Origin of the sequence: Lentzea sp. JNUCC 0626 (genome assembly GCF_043632865.1) — a bacterium.
GTDB lineage: Bacteria > Actinomycetota > Actinomycetes > Mycobacteriales > Pseudonocardiaceae > Lentzea.
Genome location: NZ_CP171635.1, coordinates 5,926,728 through 5,942,894 on the forward strand (window position 1 = coordinate 5,926,728; position 16,167 = coordinate 5,942,894).

A 16,167-nucleotide genomic window follows, 5' to 3' on the forward strand; every position below is an offset into this window, starting at 1 on the left:
CGACACCGCCTAGGGCTTGGGCGGGCTGAAGGCCGACAGGAACTGGTCCCGGAAGTCGCTCATCCGCGACACCGGTGCCGTTCCTCCCGGCCGGATCCCCTCGTCCCACTTCCAGTCGGCGACCTTCTCCAGCACGGCGGGGTCCTTGGCCACGATGGTGATCGGCACGTCCCGCGAGGCCCCCTCGCCGGTCACCATCTGCGCCGGCTGGTGGTCCCCGAGGAACACCATCACCAGGTTCTCGTCGCCGTACTTCTCGAGGTACGAGATGACGGACTCGAGCGAGTACGAGATCGAGTGCGCGTAGTCTGCGCGCACCGCGTTGGGGTCGCGGCCGAAGATGGACTCCGGCGGGTCGTTCGAGGCGGGCATGGTGCCGTAGATCGAGCCGTCGCCGATCTTGTCCCAGTCCACGAAGTCCGGGGTCGGTGACCACGGCGCGTGCGACGAGACCATCGGGATCGCCGCCATCACGGGGCCGGTGGCCTTGGCGCGTTCGTTGCGCTGGAACGATTCCAGGGTGAACTGGTCGGGCGTCGTCGCGTAACCGAAGCGCGGCCCGGCGTACCCGAGGTCCTGGGCGGCGTAGATCTCGTTGTAGTGGAAGAAGTCGCCCTCCGGCCAGGCCTGGGTGATGCCCGGGACCACGCCGACCGAGCGCCACGAAGATTCGCGGAACGCGCGGGGCAGGGTCAGGCGGTCGGAGGCGACGAGGTTGCGGTAGCGCTGCTGGTTGTCGATCCACAGGCCGGACAACAGGGTCGCCTGTGCCATCCAGCTGCCGCCACCGGCGGTCGGCGAGGTCAGGTAGGCCGAGCGGGCCGAATACCCGGCCGCTTTCAGACGGTCGTTGCCGGAAGCGAGTTTCGCGGCGACGTCGGGCATGTCGAGGGCGGACTTGCCGTAGCTCTCCACGAACGTGAAGACGACGTCCTTGCCCTGCAACGAGGACAGCAGGTCGGGGTGACCGCGGAACGCGTCGACCGAGGCTTCGGCGGCGAACACCTCCTGGTCGTGCAGACCGGCCTGAACGCGCCGCGCGTGGTCGACGAGAGAGGTCGCGGCGGCGTCGGAGTAGACGGGAATCCCGGGAACCGCAAGCGAAACGCACGCCACGGCGACGAGAGCGACGGCGCGGATCGCCACGGGGCGGCGTCCGGCGGCGACGGAACTGAGGCGCAGCACGGAAAGCGCGGCCAGCCAGACGATGCCGACGACCAGAGCGACGGCCAGGCCGATGGCGAGCACGGAGGCGAAGCGGCCGAACGTCACGTCCACGAAGTCGATGGCGGGCACCAGCAACGGCCAGTCCAGCACGAGGTCGAACGGCCGGTACAGGACCATGTCGAAGCCGATGTCCATGATCTTCACGACGGTGAAGATCCCCAGAGCGACACCGCCCACCACAGCGAACGGCTTGCGGTAGCGGTCCGGCAGCAGCACCAGCACCATGACGCCGATCAGGCCCTCGAGCGGCACCCGCAGGAACGCCTCCCACGAGAACTTCTCCAGGTCGTTCGGGGCGATGAGCACGAACAACACGAACAGGCCGGCCAGCACCGTGACCGTCCGCCGCAGCAACATCCTCACCGAGACTCCCCTTTCCCGAACCCTATGAGGTAAACGCGGCGCGGCCCGTGGCCGGTTCAACTGCTCTACCATCGGGTTCGTGACTCGCCCGCACGTTCTGCTGAGCGTCGCCGTCAGCCTCGACGGCCACATCGACGACCGCGGCACCGAGAGGTTTCCGCTTTCGAACGCCGAGGACTTCGACCACGTCGACCGTATGCGTGCGGAGTCGGACGCGATTCTGGCCGGGGCCGAGACGTTGCGCCGCGACAACGCGCGGCTGCTCGTCTACAGCGACGAACGGCGTGCGCGGAGAATAGCCGACGGCAAACCCGAACTCCCGCTGCGGGTCACCGTCACGAGGAGTGGCGACTTCGACCCTGAGCTGCGGTTTTGGCACTGCGGCGGCGCCAGTCTGGTCTACACGCAGACCGCCAGGACGACGGTCGACCACCTCACCGAAACCAAAACCTTCAGCGAATTCTCAGAGATTCTCGACGATCTCGGCGCGCGCGGCGTGAGAAAGCTCATGGTCGAAGGTGGCACGAGCATTCACACGGCGTTCCTGCGAGCCGGACTGGCCGACGAGATCAGGGTCGCGGTGGCGCCGATGCTGATCGGACAGGCGACGGCCCCGCGTTTCGTGAATCCCGCCGAATTCCCCGGTGGACCGGCACGCCGATTCCACCTGGAGGACGTCACGAAAGTCGGGGACGTCGCGGTGCTCCGCTACTTCCCGAAAGTCACTTCCGAACGAGCTTGAGCGCCCCGAGGATCTGCTCGCGGCGGTACGCGGCGATCACCAGCGCCCACCCGACGTAGATCAACGGCCACATCGCGCCCTTGAAGCCGCCGTTGGTCACCAGGAACACCTCGGTGAACGCCGCGCCGGCCATGATGCCCGCGAGCGCCAGCGCCGCCAGCCCGCAGATGCGCGGGATGAGCAGGCCGATCGCGGCCGCGATCTCCAGGGTGCCGGTGAGGTAGCGGAACCACTGGCCGAACCCGATGTCGTCGAACTTCGCGACGAACTGGTCGGTGAACAGCGAGTAGCCGTTCCGCACGAACTCCACGGCGAGCACGATCTGCAGGATCCAGACGACGACGTTGCCGATCTTCGCCGCGGTAGAGGTCTGCTCAGACATGGCGGGATTCTCCCACCGAAACGGGCGCGTTGTTGTACAGCCACAACACATCGCGACCGAACGACCACACCAACGATGCCAACGCGAGACCAACGAGCACGCCCGCGAACGGCAGCAGCCCGGACGCCGCCACCACGAGGAAGATCCCTTGCACCGCAGCGACGACCTTGCGGGCGTAGCTGGCCGGCAGCGGCGCGTTCATCCAGCGCAGACGCCACGACGCGGCCACGAACACGTACCGCATCAAGCCGATCGCGAGCACCCACGGGCCCAGGTGGACGGCCACGTACGCGCTCAGCACCAGGATCAGGAACGCGTCGACCTCCATGTCGAACCGGGCGCCCAGCGCGGTCGAGGTGCCCGTGCGGCGAGCGACCTGACCATCCACCCAGTCGAGTGACAACGCGACCGCCGCCAACGTCACGACCAGCGCGACCGGAACGTCCTGACCTGCGCGGTCGGCCACCAGAGCAGTCACCGCGCCGACCATCAGACCGCGGGCGAGCGTCACACGGTCAGCCGGGCCGAGAGCTAAGACGCGATGGCGCTGCATGCCGTAGCCGAGGAACGCCCAGGTGGCGAAGCCGTAGGCGAGACCGGCGGCCCAGCCGAGCGGACCGAGACCGGCGGTGGCACCGACCACGGCCAGCGCGAGGACCTGGAACCCGGCCCAGATGGCAGGCTCCCGCAGGACGGGTGCCGTCCTGGTGTGCTGAAGTGTGATCATCAGGTGCCCCTAACGAACTTCGTGCGGCGGAGGTGTTGTGAGTGACACGTACGGCGAGTGCCTTTTGGCTCAATGAATCGGGAAAAGGGGAAGTTCGGCAGGTCACACTGGCCGAGCCCGGTCCCGGTGAGGTCGAGGTGCGCACGCTGTTCTCGGGGGTGAGCCGCGGCACGGAGACCCTGGTGTTCCGCGGTGGCGTGCCGGAGAACCAGCACGCGGTGATGCGCGCGCCGTTCCAGGAGGGCGACTTCCCGTGGCCGGTGAAGTACGGCTACCTCAACGTGGGCGTCGTGCAGAACGGGGACCTCAAGGGCCGCACCGTGTTCTGCCTCTATCCACATCAGACTCGGTACGTCGTCCCGGAAACGTCGGTCACGCTCGTGCCGGAGGCGGTTCCGGCCGAACGCGCGGTGCTGGCGGGCACCGTCGAGACCGCAGTGAACGCCGTGTGGGACGCACGGCCGTTGATCGGTGACCGGATCGCGGTCGTCGGTGGCGGCATGGTCGGCTCGAGCGTCGCGGCGGTGCTGGCGGCGTTCCCCGGAACCCGCGTCGAACTCGTCGACGCCGACCCCGCCAGGGAGGAAGTTGCCCGAAAGCTCGGTGTCGGCTTCGCGCTTCCGGGCAACGCGCTCGACGGATGCGATCTGGTGTTCCACGCGAGTGCGACCGAGGCGGGGCTGTCCACCGCGCTGAACCTGCTCGCGCCGGAAGGCCGGGTGATCGAGCTGAGCTGGTACGGCGACCGGAAGATCTCCGTGCCGCTGGGCGAGTTCTTCCACTCGCGGCGGCTCACGATCCGCAGCAGTCAGGTCGGCGTGGTCGGCCGTCCCGACCGCACCTACGCCGAACGCATGGCGGTCGCGCTCGACCTGCTGGCCGACGCCAGGTTCGACGCGCTCATCACGGGCCACAGCCCGTTCGAGGAACTGCCCGAGGTCGTGCCGAAGCTCGCGGACGGTGAGATTCCGGCGCTGTGCCACCGGATTGACTACGGTCGGGACCATGTTTCCGAGTGACACCACGGTCGACGTCCGCGGTAAGAGCGTGGCCGTGCTCCCGGTCGGCAGCACCGAGCAGCACGGCCCGCACCTGCCGCTGGCGACGGACTCGGTGATCGCGTGGACCATCGCGTCGGCGATCGCCGAGCGGTACCCGGAGGTCCGGCTGCTGCCGCCGATCCAGTTCTCGTGCTCGCAGGAGCACGCCGACTGGCCGGGCACCGTCAGCATCTCCGCGCGGACGTTGATCTCAGTGGTCGACGACATCGCCGAGTCCTTGCGGCGCACAGGAGTCACGCACGTGGTGCTGGTCAACGGCCACGGCGGCAACTACGTGCTGTCGAACGTCGTGCAGGAGGGCGAGGGCCTGGCCCTCTTCCCCGGCCGCGACGACTGGGCGTTCGCGCGGGAGAAGGCCGGCATCGAGACCTCGGCGTACAGCGACATGCACGCGGGTGAGCTGGAGACCTCGATCCTGCTGCACGCCCACCCCGATCTGATCCGTCCTGGCTACGAAACCGCCGACCACCTGGCTGAGGACCGGCGGCACATGCTCACCCTGGGTCTGGCTCCGTACACGGAGTCCGGCGTCATCGGGCGGCCCTCGCTCGCGTCAGCGCGCAAGGGCGAGCTCCTGCTCACGGGACTCGTCGACTCGTTCCGTCACTACCTGGACCTCTTCGGCCCTGGCCCGGCGTGACAGGAACAGCACGACCGCGCCGGGCAGAGCGGCGATGAGCGCCAGCACGCCGTAGACGATGCCCGTGGTGAAGCCCTGCGCGGCACCGAGACCGGCGGCCCCGAACGCCACAGCGAGGAACGCCTCGCGCGGGCCGAACCCGCCGATGTTGACCGGGATCGCCATGATCAGCAGCGCCAGCACGACGACCGGCGCGAGCTGGGTGACCGTGGCGTCCGACCCGGCGGCGCGGGCGGCCACCAGGAACATCGCCACGTACCCGGCGACCGTCGCGGCCGACAGTCCGATGACCGCGGGCCACGTCTTGAACGACAGCAGCCTGATGCCGTCGGCCAGGGTGTTGACCAGGGCCTTCCGCACCGGGCGGATGTTCCAGCCGATCACGACGGCAACGGCCAGACCGGCGAGGATCGCCGCGACGGTGGTGCCGCTGAGCTCGAGGTCGAGGCCGGGCGCGGGGTGCGTGAGCAGCACCGCGAGCCCGATCCCGATGAGCACGACCTGGCCCGCCATGCGCTCGAAGAACACGGCGCGCACGCCCCGTCCGACGTCGCCGGACTCACGGCCGTGGTTGACCGCGCGGTGCACGTCGCCGAGCACGCCGGCGGGCAGCACGGCGTTGACGAGCTGGGCGCGGTAGTAGTCGCTGACCGCGTTCTTCATGGTCAGCGGCAGGCCGAGGCGGCGCGCGACGAGGACCCAGCGACCCGCGCTGAGCACCGTCGTCACGAGCCCGATCGCCAGCGCGGCGGCCACGGAGAACGCGTCGATGGCGCGCAGTCCGTCGAGGAACGCCCCGGTGCCCAGGCGAACGCCCAGCGCCACGAGGATCCCGGCCGCCAGCAGCAGGCGAAGCCAAGGCCAGAACTTCTTCATCACACAGCTCCCGGTAGTGCCAGCAGGTCGACGTGGTGGACCACCGCGGAGGCTGTTGACCTGCGACGCAGGTACTCGGAGGCCTCGGAGGCGAGTGCGGGTTCCTGCTCCACCGCGGCACCGACCCAGCCCTTCAGCCATTCCTGCTGAAGTGCGTCGCCGTTCATGCGCCAGGGGCTCGAAGCCGTCCGAACCGAAGCGCCGGCTGCCACGAATGCCTCTTCAGCAGCAGCTGGTGCATCAGGTCCGAGCAGACGGCGCCCGTCCACGACGCGGCGCTGGTGAGCGTTGAACGCGTCCTGGAAGGCGGCGTCGAGCGGCTCGGCCGGATCGATGTCGATTCGGCCTGCCACCGAGAGCGTGAACAGAGCGGGCACATGTGCTTCTACGCATGCAACCGCCAGAGCGTTCATCTCGTCAGTAGTGAGCAAGTCGAGCAGTGCGGAGCAAGTGACCAGGTCAGCACCCGCGAGATCGGCGGCTGTCAGGGACGTGAGGTCGCCCTCCCGCGTTTCGGCGGTGACGTTCGGCAGCGCGCTCATGCTGGCCTCCGCCAGCCCGAGCAGCCGGGGGTCGCGGTCGTGCAGCACCCAGTGCTGTACGCCGCCGAGCCTGCCGGCGAGCCATCGTCCCATCGATCCCGTGCCACAACCGAGGTCACGGATCGTCAGGGGGTTTCGGTTCACCAGAGTTTCGCGGACGTCGTCGGCGAGCTCGGTCGAGCGTGCCTGTGCGTCGGCGTTTTCCCGCAGTGCCAGCCATTCCGGGGCGAAGGTCATGGCCGGAGCGTAGCCAGCACCCTCCGCAGGTCCTCTGTGGATCGCTCCCAAGTGGACAGTCGAGCCCGCCTGGCGAGTGCTCTGGACCGCAGATCGGCCCGGAAATCCTGATCTTCAAACCAGCGCGTTAGTGCAGCTACCAATGCACTTTCATCCCCGGCCGGAATCAGCAGGCCGCCGTCTCCCAGCGCGTCCGGAACAGCACTCGCGATGATCGGCAGACCGTGCGCGAGGGCCTCGGTGACGACCATGCCGTACGTCTCGGCGCGGGAGGCCAGCACGAAGAGGTCGGCACTGGTGTATGCGCTGGTCAGAGCCTCGCCGGCGAGTGGACCGGGGAAGCTGACGCGGGCGTCGCGCGGGAGTTCGCGCAGGAATGGCCGGTGCGGGCCCACACACGTCAGCCGCCAGTCGCGGTCGATCGTCCGCAACGCTCTGACCAGCAGGTCGTGGCCTTTGCGGGGTGTGATGGACGCGACGCAGAGCAGGTGGTGGACGCCGTCCGTGCCGTGGGCGAGCGGGGCCGGATCGGTGCCGGGAACGACGACGTGGACCTCGCTGAGGCCGTGCCGTTCGGCGATGTTCCTGGCGGCCGTCGGACTCGTCGCGATGACTGCACGCGCGGCCCTCAGGACCTGCCCTTCCTTGTCGTTCAGGAGGGCGGCGGTGGCGGGGTCGAGTCCGGTCTCGTCGGCCAGGGGCAGGTGGACGAGGACGGCGATTTCCAACCGACGTGTGTGAGGGACCACGATCTCGGGTAGTCCGCAGCTCACGAGACCGTCGAGGAGCACGACGTCTCCGTGCGGGATCGCCGCAAGCGCTTGCTCCAACGCGGTGGGGTCGGCTGGACGCGGCCAGTCACCAGCGACGGTCAGACGGGTCATGCCGGCGCTCACGCGCAGGTCGTAGACGTTGCCGCCGCTGGGACTGCCCGGATCCTCGACGTCAGCCGGAAGGACGAAGTGCACGTTCGTAGCCGGCCCACGCCACGTGTGACTCGTGGAGTGTGACGGCGATCGCATCGATCCCGTGAGCGCCCTCACCGAGAGCACCTTCGGCGATCTTGTCCGCCAGCTGGTCGGCGATGTGCTTCGCGAGCCATTCCGTGGACGTGTTGATGCCCGCGAACTGGGACTCTTCGTCCAGGTTGCGGTAGTTGAAGACGGCCAGGACCTTGTTCAGCTCCTGGGTGGCGAGTCCGATGTCGACGACGATGTTGTCCGAATCGAGCTCAGTCCGTTTGAACGTTGCGTCCACCAGGAACGTTGCTCCATGCAGACGTTGTGCTGGACCGAAGACCTCGCCGCGGAAACTGTGCGCGATCATCACGTGATCGCGGACGGTGATGCTGAACAGGATGACCTCCGCTGTGCGGTCGGGTTACGGTGCGACCTCCATCCGAGCGTAGCTGCACGTTCGGAAGGCGCCAGGTGACAAGGGGACCGTAGATGTTCGAACAGGCCTTCAGTGACGAAGACGTGGCGGAGTCCGACCTGGTGACCCGCCGTGGCACTTTCCGCGCAGTGGCGTTCCGCGCGGACGGCAGCGAACACATGGCTTTGGTGTACGGCAAGACGAAGCTGCGCGAGAACGTCCTCGTGCGCATTCACTCCGAGTGCATGACCGGTGACATCTTCGGAGCGATGCGGTGCGAGTGCGGCGAGCAGCTCGACGCGGCGTTGAACACCATCGTGCGTGAGGGCAGCGGAATCCTCGTGTACCTGCGCGGGCACGAAGGCCGTGGCATCGGGCTGGTGGCGAAAATCCGGACGCACGTGCTCCAGGACGAGGGACTGGACACGTTGGACTCGGCGACCTCGCTCGGCCTGCCCGTCGACGTGCGTGACTACACGCCTGCAGCGCGCGTGCTGAAGCATCTGCGCGTGCAGTCCGTACGGCTGATGTCCAACAACCCCGACAAGATCGCGGCTTTGGAGTCCAACGGCATTCCGGTGACAGCGCGCGTGCCGTCGTTGATGACGCCGAACCAGCACAACATCGCGTATCTGACGGCCAAGCGCGACCGGCTCGGGCACGACCTGCCGCAGGTCGACTCCTTCACCCTGCCGCACGCCGCTGACCGTTGATTATCCGGCACGCGAAGCACAGAATGTGCCGATGCTGGCGCTGCGTGCTGCGCGTGCGTTCGACGGTGAGCGGTCGATCGCCGGTCCCGTCACGGTCGTCACCGAGGGCGGGAAGATCAAGGCCGTCGAGCAGGGTCATCCCGACGTCGCCGGTGCCGAGGTGGTCGACCTCGGCACCGCCACCGTCCTACCGGGACTGATCGACACCCACGTCCACCTGTGCGGGGACAACAGCGTCGACGCCCTCGACCGGTTGCCGTCGTTCACGCCCGAACACCTGGACGACGTGATCGCCGACGGCCTCGCCCGCCACCTCCGGGCAGGCGTCACCACCGTGCGCGACCTCGGTGACCGCTCGTGGGCCGTGACGGACCAGCGCGACCGCCACCGGCAGCGCGTCCTCGCCTCCGGGCCTCCCATCACGAGCCCGCGCGGCCACTGCTGGTCGATGGGCGGGGAGGCCGACGGCGACGAGGCGCTCCGCCGTGCCGTGCGCGAGCGCGCGGAGCACCGGGTCGACGTCGTCAAGATCATGGCCAGCGGCGGGTTCGCCACCCCCGGCACGATCGTCGACGACTGCCAGTTCACCGAGCACGAACTGCGCGTGGTGGTCGAGGAGGCCCACTCGCTCGGCCTCCCGGTGACCGCCCACGCCCACAGCCTCACGGCCGTGCAGCACGCCGTGGCCGCGGGCGTCGACGGCATCGAGCACTGCACGTGCCTGTCCGGCGGGGCCATGGTGATCCCCGTCGAACTGATGGACGCGCTGGCGGAGGCCGACATCGCCGTCTGCCACACGCTCGGTGCGACCCTCGCCCCGCCTCCCCACATCAGGGAGGCGTTCGAACGCGTCGGGATGAGCATCGCCGCGAAGATCGCCGCGGTCGGCCGGATGTACGACCACGGCGTGCGCACCGTCTCCGGGACCGACGGCGGCATCGGCCCTGGCAAGGCGCACGGGATCTCCGCTCACGCCCTCGGCAACATGGTCGACGCCGGCATGCCCAACGCGGCGGTGCTCGCGAGCGCCACGAGTCAGGCGGCGCGGGCGTTGGGGGTGAGCAAGGGGATGCTGCGCCCCGGCTGGGACGCGGATGTGATTGCCGTGCAAGGAGATCCCATGCGGGACATCACGGCGTTGCACCACGTGGGGACCGTGGTGATCGGTGGTCAGATCGCGACGACCGTCTTGCCGACCGACCGTCGCGAGTAGACGTGGTCCACCGCGTTCAGCGCTTCGGACAGCGGGAAGACCTTGTCCACGGCGGGTTTGACGTCACCGTTCTCGACGAGGACGCGCAGCTCGTCGAAGATGTCACCGCGTTCCGCCGACATCAGCGGGACGAGCTTCTTGGAGGAGAACAGGTTCAGGACGGGCGCGGCCATCATCTTGTGGAAGCCGCCGGTGATCTTCCCACCGGTCTCCGCGCCCACGAGCACGATCCGGCCGCGGTCGTTGGTCGCCTTGCGCAACCTGCCGAACGGCCTGGCGCCGCCGCAGTCGAGGATCAGGTCGTAGGTGCCGCTGAAGTCGGCGACCGTGTAGTCGAAGACCTCGTCCGCACCTAGTTGCCTGGCCAGTTCGACCTTGCGTGTGCTGCACACGGCCGTTACGTGCGCACCCATCGCCTTCGCGATCTGCACGCCGTACGAACCGACTCCCCCGCCCGCGCCGAGCACCAGAACCCGTTGCCCCGCCTTGACTTCACGCAGTCCCTGGAGTGCCGTTCCGCCGGAGATCGGTACCGCCGCGGCCTCGGAGAACGAGACGTTGTGCGGCTTGCGGGCGAGCCTCGTGACCGGAGCGACGGCGTGTTCGGCGAACGACCCCTCGCACGTGCCGAACACCTCGTCGCCGAGGTGGAACTCCGTCACGCCCGGCCCGACCTCCGTCACGACACCGGCGACGTCGCGTCCCGGCACGATCGCCTTCGGTGCGCGGAAGCCGAACCCGAGGATCCGCAACAGGTACGGCCTGCCGGTGAGGATGTGCCAGACGCCCATGTCGACGCCCGCCGCCCGCACCTCCAGCAGAACCTCGCCCTTCCCAGGCACAGGCACATCGAGGTCACCGAGCACCGCCGATCCGTATCTTCGTTGCACGACAGCCTTCACAGCTCTTCCTCCTCCGGGTACTGGAACACGTCTTCGAGCGACACCTTGAACACGCGCGCGATCTTGAAGGCCACCTCCAGCGAGGGCGAGTACTTGCCCTGCTCGATGGCGATCAACGTCTGCCGCGTCACGCCGATGGCCGAGGCGAGGTCGGCCTGCTTCATCTCGTCGTGCGCGAACCGCAGCGCGCGGATGGAGTTCGTGACTTTCGTGGGCTTCACAGCATTCCCCGCCGGTAGAGCGCGAGCTTCGCCATCGATCCGAGCACCGCGGACAGCACGAAGCACAGGTAGAGGACGTTGGCGATCCAGAAGTAGGGCGCTTCGACCATCGCGAGGGCCATCGCCGAGATGCCGCCGATGACGACGAACGACTGCCCGACGTGGTCGCCGAACCGGGCGATCTCCTGGTCTCGTTCGTCGGCCTGCAACCCGTCGTTGCGGGAGGCGATGCCGAACCAGATGCCCGACACGATGCCCGCGACGATGCCGAACCCGATCGTCCACAGCATCGCGCCGATGTAAGGCGCGTCACTCAACGGTCCGTCCGGTCTGCCGTTCAGGACAAGCACGACGTACACGCCATAACCGACCAGGGAGATGACCGCCAGGGCCCACGCCCGCTTTTCCTCGAACGCCATGGTCCCGCTCCTGATGTCAAAGAAACCTGACACGACCAAGGTAAAGCTACTTGGACACCGTGTCAAACATCTTTGACTCGCCCGCTTGATGATCGACGCGTCCGGATGGCGGTCGACTACCTCCGATCGGACCCATTAGCGTGCGGCGCATGCTCCGTCCGATCCTTGTTGCGTGCGCGCTTGCCCTCACGGCCTGCGGCCACGCAGTGACGGCGGAACCACCCGCCGTCGCGCGCACGCAGCCCCCGTCGCACACCCCGGCCGCAGCGCCCCTGGTCGCGACGCCCGAGGTCTGCCCGCTGCCCGACAGTGGCTTCGAGTGCGACTTCCAGAAGAAGCTGAAGGCGGCCCAGGACTACGCCGAGACCAGGCCAGGATCGGTCGGCTTCGTGCTGCGCGACCGCAAGACGGGCGCGATCTGGCGCAACTCCCACGCCGGCGACATGACGTGGACCGCCTCCACCATCAAGCTCGCCATGGTCGTGAACCTGCTGGAACGCCACCGCAACGGCGTCATCAAGCTCAGCAGCGAGGACCGCCGCCTGATGACCGCCATGCTGCACAGCTCGGACGACAACGCGGCCGACACCCTGTGGAAGCGCTACGGCGGCGCCACCTTCAACGCGGCGTTCGGCAAGTACGGCATGACCGAACTGGTCCCCCAGCGCGGCTACTCCTCGGCGTTCCCCTACTGGGGCTTCGAGAAGTGCACGGCCAACGACCTGGACCGCCTGATCAACTACGTCCTCGACCAGGTCCCCGCCGACGACCGCGACTACATCACCGGCCAGATGCGCCAGGTGGGCCCCGAACAGCAGTGGGGCGTCTGGGGCCCGGACGCCGGCGCGAAGAACGGCTGGTCGGAGGAAGACGGCGGCTGGGTGATGAACTCGGTCGGCTTCGTGGGCACCGACGCCCGCTACACGTTGGCCATCATGAACAACCTCAAGGGCGAAGGCGCCTACGACGAAGGCCGCGCCACCGACACCGAACTGACCCGAATCCTCTTCCGCTGAGTCCACTCAGGACTCTGGTGACTCCCACAGGCAGAGCACGGAGCCCTCGCTGTCCTTGACGTACTGCGAGAACCCGAACTCCCCCACCTGCTCCTTGTCGTTGAGCAACTCACCACCGGCAGCCACGACCTTGCGCGCCGTGTCGTCGACGCTGTCCACGTCGATGATCAGCACGGGCCCGCGCACGAACTCGGTGCGCGGCGAGATCCCACCATCGGCGTCCTCGACGTCGACAGCCTCACCGCTGGCGTTGACCAGCACGTAGTCGAACGGCAACCGCTGCGCCGACCACCCGAACACCTCGCGGTAGAACGCCGTGGCCCGCTCCAGGTCGTCCGCGGGCACCTCGAACTTGACCCGCCTCATCGCGCGAGATCCGGCACCGCGGCAACAAGTTCCTCGGGCGCCGACAACCGCCACGCCTCGAACACGAGCTCGTTCACCTCGTCGGCCTCGACACCCTCGAGGTACACCACGACCCACCCGAACCCGCCGGCCGTGAACTGCACCTCGAACACGTCGGGCCGTTCCGCCACCAGAGCCAACTGCTCGGACAGCGTCTGCTTCAGCCCGACCGTCTGCGTGCGCGGCCAGTAGTACCCGAACACCTTGCCGCGCACGCGGAACGTGTCGTGCTGCTGCCCGGAGGACCGAGTCGCCTCGGCGAGCCCGTCCACGATCTTGAAGAGCTGTTTGTTCGTCGTCGCCACTACCGACCCCCAAAGCCGAAGGCAGAAAGTATAAATCCGGCTTTCAGGACGTGTGAGCGGCAATCCTCCTCACGTGATCGGCGACCAAGGCGGCGTGCGACAACGGCGTGCTGAGGTCCTCGACGTCACCGTTGGTCGTGTAGTCGAGCAGCACGACGTCGGCGGTCTCCGCCAACTCGCGCAACTGCTCCACCTCGGCCCGCAACCTCTGCTCCAGCACCCAGCGGTACGCCGGTAAGTAGATCTCCTGCCGGGCCGTCCGGTAGTCGAGCAGCCGCTCGCCCTCCAGCCCCGCGCGGTGGCCGCGCACCGACCCGAACCGGCGGACCGTGCGCTTCAACCCCTTCATGGAGGTGACGGCGAGCTTCGACGGGTCGACGTCGGCTCCCTCGAAGACCTTCAGCGCCTGCCAGAGACCTTCGACGGACTCGCTCGTCACGCCCGGCGACAGCGGCACCGGGATCTGGCCGTGCGGGTAGAACGGGCTGAAGCGCACCCACGGGTCGGGGCCGCGGGAGGTCACGTCGATGACCACCGCGTCCGGGCGCTTCACCTTGCGACGCTTGCTCGCGACTTCGATCGGCATGGGTCGAGGATGGCAGGAGGGTCTGACAATTTTCGGCGGTGCGGGGCGTGGACTCAGAACTTGGTGAGCTCGTACAGCTTCGCGCCGTTCGAGCCGTAGACCACCGCGTGGTCCGCCTGGTCGAACTCGATCTTGAAGGTCGCCTGGTTCGGCCCCTGCTTCACCATCAGCGAGTAGCGGTTCTGCGCGTCCGGCGCGGAGGACAGCGTGCAGCTCATCGGCCCGCCGATGTCGAGCGGCTTGCCCTGGTGGTAGTAGAAGCCGTCGCACTGCGCGCCGTTGCCACCGAACGTCTTCGTGCCGGTGCCGTCCGACGCGGTCCAGGTCCCGACCGCTTTCGAGGTCACCTCGGTGCTGTCGGCGGCACCGCTGTCCCCGGTCATGTTGACGATCACAGCCTTGCCGGCGAAGAACAGGGCGACGATCGCGACAGCGGCCACCAGGATCCCGCCGAAGTTGACCTTCTTGTTGTGGCTGTTGCGGACGTCGCGTCCCGCGATGGTGCCGTTCCCGCTCGCGTTGATCGAACCGCCTGCGGAGATCCCCGCACCGGACTCCTCGTCACGCGGGGGCATTCCGGACTGTGGCTGCACGTTCGTCTCCCTCTGGTCGACAGTCCCCGCCACTCCACCACCGGAGACGGGCGCCGACTGGCCGCAGTGCGTCACGTGCGGCACTCACGTCGGTTTTCGTTATGGCACGACCTGCTTCCCCAGCTCACCCAGATCGCGGATCGAGATGCGTGACCTGTCTACGGAGACGAGATTATTCCGCTTCAGTTGTGCCAATGCGCGACCTACCGACGAACGCGAGATTTCCAGTTCTTTGGCCAGTTCCGCCTGCGATCCGATGTAGACGACCGGATGGACCGTCGCGTGCTCGAACAGAAATCGCGTCACCTTGGCTGCCGCACCGCCACCGCGTTCGAGCAGGTTGGCATCGGATTCGCGCAATCGGGTCGACACGACCGCACTGAGAAGACGTAGCACACCGGGACGCACCGAGATGACGTCGTCGAACTTCTCCCGCGTCAAAACAAGAGCGCGCACCTTCGTCGCCGCCATGACGGTGGCAGACCTGACGCCTTTGTCCAAAAATGCCAGTTCGCCGATGATGTCACCTGATCCCCGCACGGCGATGACCCGTTCGCCGTCCTCGCTCATGACGCGCACCCTGCCGCTGAGCAGGACCATCACCTCCGATCTGCGGGCAGCCGCCTTGATCACCGCCTGCTTCCGGTCGATCAACACCTCCTTGCCGGCCGACGCGATCATCGTGCGTTCCGGCTGGGTGAGCCGGCACCAGAAGCTGTCCGCGCGCTGTTCTCTCGTGACGATGTCCAATTCGGGAGTGCGCAAATGTCCACTTCCTTCGCCAGCGGGCAAACCCGCATGCACATCGTTGGCCATCACCGAAACGCAACGAAAACATACGGGTGTTCACACGACAGGAGCAACTGCGTCACACATCGCCTGATCCGAGCGATGACTGGGATTGCCGCACTCACCGAACGATCAGGACCGAACATGACAGCCACCCAAGTCGTCACCTCGGTGACCCGGGAACATCGCGACGGCAGTTTCTGGCACCGCCTCACCGAAGTGGAAAGAACGGCGTTCGCGGCGAACGCGCAATTCCGGTACTTCGCCAAGGGCTCCGAGCTGATCTCCGCCGGCGACCGGAGCAAGTGGGCCGCCGTTATCTACAGCGGACGGGTGCGCATCGTCGACGACGAGCGGAAGGTCGTCGGGATGCGCTGGGCGGGCGACATCGTCGGCGAGCAGGCGGTGATCGACGCGAGCGCGCGGCCAGGCGCCGTCCTCGCGGACACGAACGTCAGGGCGATCCTGCTCGGCAAGCAGGAACTCGAGGGCCTCTTCGCGCGGTTCCCGCACGCGGTGCTGGCGTTGTGTGCCGTGGTGTCCGAACGGCTGCAGGAGGCAGACCGACTCCTGCAGAACCAGGCGAACGACGCGTTCACGCGCGTCGTCGACTCACTGGTGCACCTGGCCGGGCAGGTGCGGGGCGACGAGCACGGGCTGCTGCGGATCCCGATCGGCTCCCAGTCGGCGTTCGCCGAACAGCTGCGACTCTCGAGGGAATCGGTCGTGCGGGCGTTGCGCACGTTGCGCAGCCGACGTCTCATCTCGACCGATCGCCGCGGTGTGGTCGTGGTGCACGATCTCGCGGCTCTCCGCGCGACATAACGGTTGGTG

Annotated in this window: 22 protein-coding genes; 7 read left to right on the forward strand and 15 right to left on the reverse strand. The window is 67.7% G+C overall.

Translation table 11 applies throughout. From position 1 onward, the window contains the following. Positions 1-9: 9 nt before the first annotated feature. Positions 10-1,584, reverse strand: a complete 1,575-nt coding sequence (locus tag JNUCC0626_RS26670) for a sulfatase-like hydrolase/transferase (protein ID WP_394622107.1) — start codon at positions 1,582-1,584, stop codon at positions 10-12. Between the two features lie 85 nt (positions 1,585-1,669). Here JNUCC0626_RS26670 and JNUCC0626_RS26675 point away from each other — a divergent pair, with 85 nt between their 5' ends. Further along, positions 1,670-2,332: a RibD family protein gene (locus tag JNUCC0626_RS26675; RefSeq protein ID WP_394613506.1), complete on the forward strand. Its 663-nt coding sequence runs from the start codon at positions 1,670-1,672 to the stop codon at positions 2,330-2,332. Here JNUCC0626_RS26675 and JNUCC0626_RS26680 read toward each other — a convergent pair. Further along, positions 2,313-2,714, reverse strand: a complete 402-nt coding sequence (locus JNUCC0626_RS26680) for a DoxX family protein (protein WP_394613507.1) — start codon at positions 2,712-2,714, stop codon at positions 2,313-2,315. The genes JNUCC0626_RS26675 and JNUCC0626_RS26680 overlap by 20 nt on opposite strands. Further along, positions 2,707-3,441 (reverse strand): CDP-alcohol phosphatidyltransferase family protein, encoded by a 735-nt coding sequence (locus JNUCC0626_RS26685; protein WP_394613508.1) that lies wholly within the window; start codon positions 3,439-3,441, stop codon positions 2,707-2,709. The genes JNUCC0626_RS26680 and JNUCC0626_RS26685 overlap by 8 nt, the downstream gene beginning before the upstream one ends. 41 nt (positions 3,442-3,482) lie before the next feature. On the opposite strand from JNUCC0626_RS26685, the gene JNUCC0626_RS26690 reads away from it, so the two are divergent. Together JNUCC0626_RS26690 and JNUCC0626_RS26695 are read left to right on the forward strand one after the other, a co-directional pair. Continuing rightward, entirely contained in the window at positions 3,483-4,460 is a 978-nt protein-coding gene (locus JNUCC0626_RS26690; protein WP_394613509.1) for a zinc-dependent alcohol dehydrogenase, read from the forward strand. Then, entirely contained in the window at positions 4,447-5,142 is a 696-nt protein-coding gene (locus tag JNUCC0626_RS26695; protein WP_394613510.1) for a creatininase family protein, read from the forward strand. The genes JNUCC0626_RS26690 and JNUCC0626_RS26695 overlap by 14 nt, the downstream gene beginning before the upstream one ends. Here JNUCC0626_RS26695 and JNUCC0626_RS26700 read toward each other — a convergent pair. Genes JNUCC0626_RS26700 through JNUCC0626_RS26715 form a run of 4 tightly spaced genes read right to left on the reverse strand, consistent with a single transcriptional unit; the run spans position 5,056 to position 8,153 of the window. Continuing rightward, on the reverse strand, positions 5,056-6,018 hold the full coding sequence (locus JNUCC0626_RS26700) for a lysylphosphatidylglycerol synthase transmembrane domain-containing protein (RefSeq protein WP_394613511.1): 963 nt from the start codon (positions 6,016-6,018) through the stop codon (positions 5,056-5,058). The genes JNUCC0626_RS26695 and JNUCC0626_RS26700 overlap by 87 nt on opposite strands. Further along, positions 6,018-6,797 (reverse strand): class I SAM-dependent methyltransferase, encoded by a 780-nt coding sequence (locus JNUCC0626_RS26705; protein ID WP_394613512.1) that lies wholly within the window; start codon positions 6,795-6,797, stop codon positions 6,018-6,020. The genes JNUCC0626_RS26700 and JNUCC0626_RS26705 overlap by 1 nt, the downstream gene beginning before the upstream one ends. After that, entirely contained in the window at positions 6,794-7,765 is a 972-nt protein-coding gene (locus JNUCC0626_RS26710) for a glycosyltransferase family 4 protein (RefSeq protein WP_394613513.1), read from the reverse strand. Before JNUCC0626_RS26710 ends, JNUCC0626_RS26705 begins: the two co-directional genes overlap by 4 nt. Next, on the reverse strand, positions 7,743-8,153 hold the full coding sequence (locus JNUCC0626_RS26715) for a 6-pyruvoyl trahydropterin synthase family protein (RefSeq protein WP_394622108.1): 411 nt from the start codon (positions 8,151-8,153) through the stop codon (positions 7,743-7,745). The genes JNUCC0626_RS26710 and JNUCC0626_RS26715 overlap by 23 nt, the downstream gene beginning before the upstream one ends. A gap of 92 nt (positions 8,154-8,245) precedes the next feature. Here JNUCC0626_RS26715 and ribA point away from each other — a divergent pair, with 92 nt between their 5' ends. Together ribA and JNUCC0626_RS26725 are read left to right on the forward strand one after the other, a co-directional pair. Continuing rightward, complete coding sequence (gene ribA, locus JNUCC0626_RS26720; protein WP_285637906.1) at positions 8,246-8,884, forward strand: GTP cyclohydrolase II; 639 nt, start codon at positions 8,246-8,248, stop codon at positions 8,882-8,884. 31 nt (positions 8,885-8,915) lie between these two features. Beyond that, complete coding sequence (locus JNUCC0626_RS26725; RefSeq protein WP_394613514.1) at positions 8,916-10,097, forward strand: amidohydrolase family protein; 1,182 nt, start codon at positions 8,916-8,918, stop codon at positions 10,095-10,097. Here JNUCC0626_RS26725 and JNUCC0626_RS26730 read toward each other — a convergent pair. The 3 genes from JNUCC0626_RS26730 to JNUCC0626_RS26740 are packed head-to-tail and all read right to left on the reverse strand — an operon-like array spanning position 10,055 to position 11,639. Further along, positions 10,055-10,999, reverse strand: a complete 945-nt coding sequence (locus tag JNUCC0626_RS26730) for an NAD(P)-dependent alcohol dehydrogenase (protein ID WP_394613515.1) — start codon at positions 10,997-10,999, stop codon at positions 10,055-10,057. The two genes, JNUCC0626_RS26725 and JNUCC0626_RS26730, sit on opposite strands and share 43 nt — an antisense overlap. Continuing rightward, the gene (locus JNUCC0626_RS26735; RefSeq protein WP_394622109.1) at positions 10,996-11,163 is read right to left on the reverse strand and encodes a helix-turn-helix transcriptional regulator; all 168 of its coding nucleotides are present in this window, start codon (positions 11,161-11,163) and stop codon (positions 10,996-10,998) included. The genes JNUCC0626_RS26730 and JNUCC0626_RS26735 overlap by 4 nt, the downstream gene beginning before the upstream one ends. A 53-nt stretch (positions 11,164-11,216) precedes the next feature. Beyond that, positions 11,217-11,639: a hypothetical protein gene (locus JNUCC0626_RS26740; RefSeq protein WP_394613516.1), complete on the reverse strand. Its 423-nt coding sequence runs from the start codon at positions 11,637-11,639 to the stop codon at positions 11,217-11,219. Between the two features lie 149 nt (positions 11,640-11,788). Between JNUCC0626_RS26740 and JNUCC0626_RS26745 the strand changes: the two genes are divergently transcribed. Then, the gene (locus JNUCC0626_RS26745) at positions 11,789-12,655 is read left to right on the forward strand and encodes a serine hydrolase (RefSeq protein WP_394613517.1); all 867 of its coding nucleotides are present in this window, start codon (positions 11,789-11,791) and stop codon (positions 12,653-12,655) included. Between the two features lie 6 nt (positions 12,656-12,661). On the opposite strand, the gene JNUCC0626_RS26750 is transcribed toward JNUCC0626_RS26745, so the two are convergent. The 5 genes from JNUCC0626_RS26750 to JNUCC0626_RS26770 form a co-directional block, all read right to left on the reverse strand. Next, on the reverse strand, positions 12,662-13,021 hold the full coding sequence (locus JNUCC0626_RS26750; RefSeq protein ID WP_394613518.1) for a VOC family protein: 360 nt from the start codon (positions 13,019-13,021) through the stop codon (positions 12,662-12,664). After that, positions 13,018-13,365: an MmcQ/YjbR family DNA-binding protein gene (locus tag JNUCC0626_RS26755; RefSeq protein WP_394613519.1), complete on the reverse strand. Its 348-nt coding sequence runs from the start codon at positions 13,363-13,365 to the stop codon at positions 13,018-13,020. The genes JNUCC0626_RS26750 and JNUCC0626_RS26755 overlap by 4 nt, the downstream gene beginning before the upstream one ends. Before the next feature lie 43 nt (positions 13,366-13,408). Further along, a complete protein-coding gene (locus JNUCC0626_RS26760; protein ID WP_394613520.1) occupies positions 13,409-13,951 on the reverse strand; it encodes a DUF6939 family protein in 543 nt (180 codons plus the stop codon). A 53-nt stretch (positions 13,952-14,004) separates the two neighbouring features. After that, the gene (locus tag JNUCC0626_RS26765) at positions 14,005-14,544 is read right to left on the reverse strand and encodes a hypothetical protein (RefSeq protein ID WP_394613521.1); all 540 of its coding nucleotides are present in this window, start codon (positions 14,542-14,544) and stop codon (positions 14,005-14,007) included. Between the two features lie 99 nt (positions 14,545-14,643). After that, complete coding sequence (locus JNUCC0626_RS26770) at positions 14,644-15,360, reverse strand: Crp/Fnr family transcriptional regulator (protein ID WP_394613522.1); 717 nt, start codon at positions 15,358-15,360, stop codon at positions 14,644-14,646. A 117-nt stretch (positions 15,361-15,477) separates the two neighbouring features. Between JNUCC0626_RS26770 and JNUCC0626_RS26775 the strand changes: the two genes are divergently transcribed. Continuing rightward, a complete protein-coding gene (locus tag JNUCC0626_RS26775) occupies positions 15,478-16,158 on the forward strand; it encodes a Crp/Fnr family transcriptional regulator (RefSeq protein WP_394613523.1) in 681 nt (226 codons plus the stop codon). Positions 16,159-16,167 lie beyond the last annotated feature (9 nt).